Raw genomic sequence first — 3,811 nt, 5'->3', positions numbered from 1 at the left:
CGGCCGCCTGCAGGTGCAGGACCCGGCCGACCACGAAGCCGATCCCCTGCTGTACTACCGCGCCGCCTTCCGCCGCCCCGCGGCGGCCTAGCCGACGCCGGCACCACCCGATCACGCCCATCCCAAGGAGCAGACACACCATGCGATTCGGCCTCATCTACCACCACCAGCTTCCCCGCCCCTGGCAGCAGGGCAGCGAGGAGCGGCTGTTCAACGAGTCCCTGGCGCAGATCGAGTTGGCCGACCGGCTCGGCCTGGACTACGCCTGGGCGACCGAGCACCACTTCCTGGAGGAGTACTCGCACTCCGGCGCCCCCGAGGTGTTCCTCGGCGCCGCCGCCGCCCGCACCCGCGACATCCGCCTGGCGCACGGCATCGTCCAGCTGCCCTCGGCCGTCAACCACCCCGTCCGCGTCGCCGAACGCATCGCCACCCTGGACCTGATCTCCGGCGGCCGGGTGGAGTTCGGCTCCGGCGCCGGCAGCTCCCAGCTGGAGCTGGCCGCCTTCGGCGTGGACCGCGAGACGAAGAAGGAGCAGTGGGCGGAGTCCCTCAAGGTCATCACCCGGCTGCTGTCCGAGGAGCCGTTCACCGGCCACCAGGGCCCCTTCGTCGACGTGCCGCCGCGCAACCTGCTGCCCAAGCCGAAGCAGACCCCCCACCCGCCGCTGTGGCTGGCCTGCAGCGCCCGCACCACCATCGAGGACGCCGCCCGCAACGGCATGGGCGCCCTGTCCTTCTCCTTCGTCTCCCCCGAGGAGGCCAAGGACTGGGTGGACGCCTACTACGGCATCATCCAGTCCGAGGAGTGCAAGCCGCTGGGCCTCGACGTCAACCCCAACTTCTCCGTCGTCGTGCCCTTCATGTGCCACCAGGACGAGGACACCGCCCTCGACCGCGGCCTGGAGGGCGCCCACTTCTTCAGCTACGCGCTGATGCACTACTACATCTCCGGCGACCACAAGCCGGGCGTCACCAGCGTGTGGGAGGAGTTCCAGAAGAACCGCGCGAGCGTGGGCCTGGTCCGCGAGCCGGCCGCCCCCGCCGGCGACGCCGAGGAGCAGCCCGAGGACGTCAAGAACATGCTCGAGCAGATCACCGCGCTGCGCCGCGGCATCGGCACCCCCGAGCAGATCGCCGACATGGTCCGCCGCTACGAGGCGGCCGGCGTCGACCAGATCATCTTCTCCGTGCAGATCGGCAAGAACCGGCACGAGCACATCATGGAGTCCCTGGAACTGTTCGCCGCCGAGGTGCTGCCGCTGTTCGCGCCGCACCGCGACGCCGTGGACGAGGCCAAGCGCGACCGGCTGGAGCCCGCCGTGCGGGCCGCGCTGTCCCGTGTGGAGAAGGACACCGCGGACGTCAGCGACTACGTCATCGTGCCGGAGCTGAGGGCCTGAGGGACGGCACACGCCACCTGGGGCGCACCCGCCCCGCGACCGCCGCCCCGCAGCCGCGCCGGGCGCGCCCGCCCGGCGCGCCCGGGCAGCGGCACCCGCCCCACCCCGCTCAGGGCGGCGCCGGGCAGGGGAGCAGGGGTCGACACAGGGGTGGCGCCACCGCGGACAGGGGTTGTTGAGCCCATGGGAAATCCTTGACCTTTTCATTGGCATCGCTTTCCCGACCGCGACCTACCAGGAGACCCCCTATGACTGACGGCAGCAGGCGGTTCGCCATGGCCCTGTGCGGCAAACGGGCCAAGTGGCTGGTGCTGGTCGGCTGGTTGATCGTGACCGCCGCCCTCGGGCCACTGGCCGGGAAACTCGACGACGTCAAGGACGAGGGCAGCACCGCCGTCCTGCCCCGGCACGCCGAGTCGGTGCAAGTCCTGCACGAGCTGGAGAAGTTCCGTACCGACCACGACGTGATCGCCGCGGTGACGGTGTACAGCCGCACCTCGGGCATCACCCAGGCGGACCGCGACAAGAGCGCCCGGGACCGGGCCGCCTTCCGCGGACACCTCGCCAAGGGCGCCACGATGCCGGCCACCACGGCCTCCAAGGACGGCAAGGCCCTCATGGTCGTCGTCCCCCTCAAGCGGGTGGACGGCGACGCGACGGCCGACGAGATCAAAAAGATGCGCGCCACCGCCCGCGCCGGCGCCCCCGCCGGACTCGACGTGGAGATCGGCGGCCCGGCGGGCCAGCAGAGCGACTACGTGGGGGCGTTCGAGAACCTCGACGCGAACCTGATGGCCATCACCGGCACCGTCGTGATCGTGCTGCTGCTGCTCATCTACCGCAGCCCGTTCCTGTGGCTGTTCCCCGTCGTGTCGGTCGGCCTGTGCCTGGCGGCGACCCAGGGCACCGCCTACCTGCTCGCCCGCCACGCCGACCTGCCCGTCGACCCGGGCAGCGCCAGCATCCTGATGGTCCTGGCCTTCGGCGTCGGCACCGACTACGCCCTGCTCCTGATCGCCCGTTACCGCGAGGAGCTGCACCGCCACGAGGACCGGCACGTCGCCATGGCAGTGGCGCTGCGCAAGGCCGGACCGGCCATCATCGCCTCCGGCGCCACCGTGGTGGCCGGACTGCTGTGCCTGGCCGTCGCCGACATCAACTCCTCGCGCAGCCTGGGCCTGGTCGGCGCGGTCGGCGTCCTGTGGTCGTTCGTGGCGATGCTCACCGCGCTGCCCGCCCTGCTGGTGATCGCCGGCCGCTGGGTCTTCTTGCCCTTCCGGCCCAAGTACGGCACCGAGCCCCGCTCGCAGCGCAGCGTCTGGGGCAAGGTCGGCGCCGCCGTCGCCAGGCGCCCGCGCCCGGCCTGGGTGCTCTCCTTCATCCTGATCGGCGCGGCCGCGGCCACCGTCCTCGGCGTGCACGTGGGCATCGGCCAGGCCGAGGTCTTCCAGGACAAGCCGGAGTCCGTCGTCGCCCAGGAACGCATCGCCCACCACTACCCGGCAGGCGCCTCGGGGCCGGCCGTCGTGGTGGCCCGCGCCGCCAACGCCGACGCGGTCCTCAAGGCGGTCCGCGCCACCGGCGGAGTGGCCTCCGCACTGACCCCGACCCGCTCCCCGGACGGCTCCCTGATCTCCATCGAGGCCGTCCTGAAGGACGCGCCCGACAGTTCCGGCGCCGCCTCGACCGTCGACGCGCTGCGCAAGGCCGTGCACGCGGTGCCCGGCGCCCAGGCCGTGGTGGGCGGTCAGGCGGCCGAACGCTCCGACACCCAGCGGGCCGCCGACAGCGACCTGCGGGCCGTCATCCCGCTGGTCCTCGGCGTCATCCTGCTGGTCCTCATCCTGCTGCTGCGCTCGCTCGTCGCCCCGCTGCTGCTCCTGCTGACCGTGGCGGTCTCCTACCTCGCCGCGCTCGGCGCGAGCAACCTCGTCTTCGAACGGGTCCTGGGACACAGCGGCGTCGACTGGACCATCCCGCTGGTGGCCTTCGTGTTCCTGGCCGCCCTCGGCATCGACTACAACATCTTCCTGATGACCCGGGTCAGGGAGGAGACCCGCGCGCACGGCCACGAACAGGGCGTGGTGCGCGCGCTGGCCGGCACCGGCGGGGTCATCTCCTCCGCGGGCGTGGTCCTCGCCGCCACCTTCGCGGTGTTCGCCGCGATGCCGGTGACCAACATGATCCAGATGGGCATCGTGGTCGCCCTCGGCATCCTGGTGGACACCTTCCTGGTCCGTACGGTCCTGGTGCCCGCGCTCGTCCTGGACGCGGGCAGGGCCACCTGGTGGCCCGGCAGGCTCTTCCGCGACCTGGGCCGGCGCAGCCGGTCGGTGACCGTGGCGGGCCACTACCCCGCCGACTCGCGGACCGACGCGCGACTGTGAGCGAACCCGGGGCCGGGGGGG

Annotated in this window: 2 protein-coding genes; both read left to right on the top strand. The window is 72.3% G+C overall.

Annotation, left to right across the window (positions count from 1 at the left end; genetic code table 11):
- The first annotated feature begins 140 nt into the window (after positions 1-140).
- The gene (locus ACN6LB_RS45600; RefSeq protein ID WP_356144324.1) at positions 141-1,403 is read left to right on the top strand and encodes an LLM class flavin-dependent oxidoreductase; all 1,263 of its coding nucleotides are present in this window, start codon (positions 141-143) and stop codon (positions 1,401-1,403) included.
- A 248-nt stretch (positions 1,404-1,651) separates the two neighbouring features.
- Positions 1,652-3,790, top strand: coding sequence for an MMPL family transporter (locus tag ACN6LB_RS45595; RefSeq protein ID WP_445031067.1), 2,139 nt, complete (start codon positions 1,652-1,654; stop codon positions 3,788-3,790).
- The last annotated feature ends 21 nt before the right edge of the window (positions 3,791-3,811 follow it).

Source organism: Streptomyces sp. SAS_270 (genome assembly GCF_052543295.1).
The sequence above is the reverse complement of the archived record's forward strand: the minus strand, read 5'-3'. Positions and strand labels throughout refer to the sequence as shown.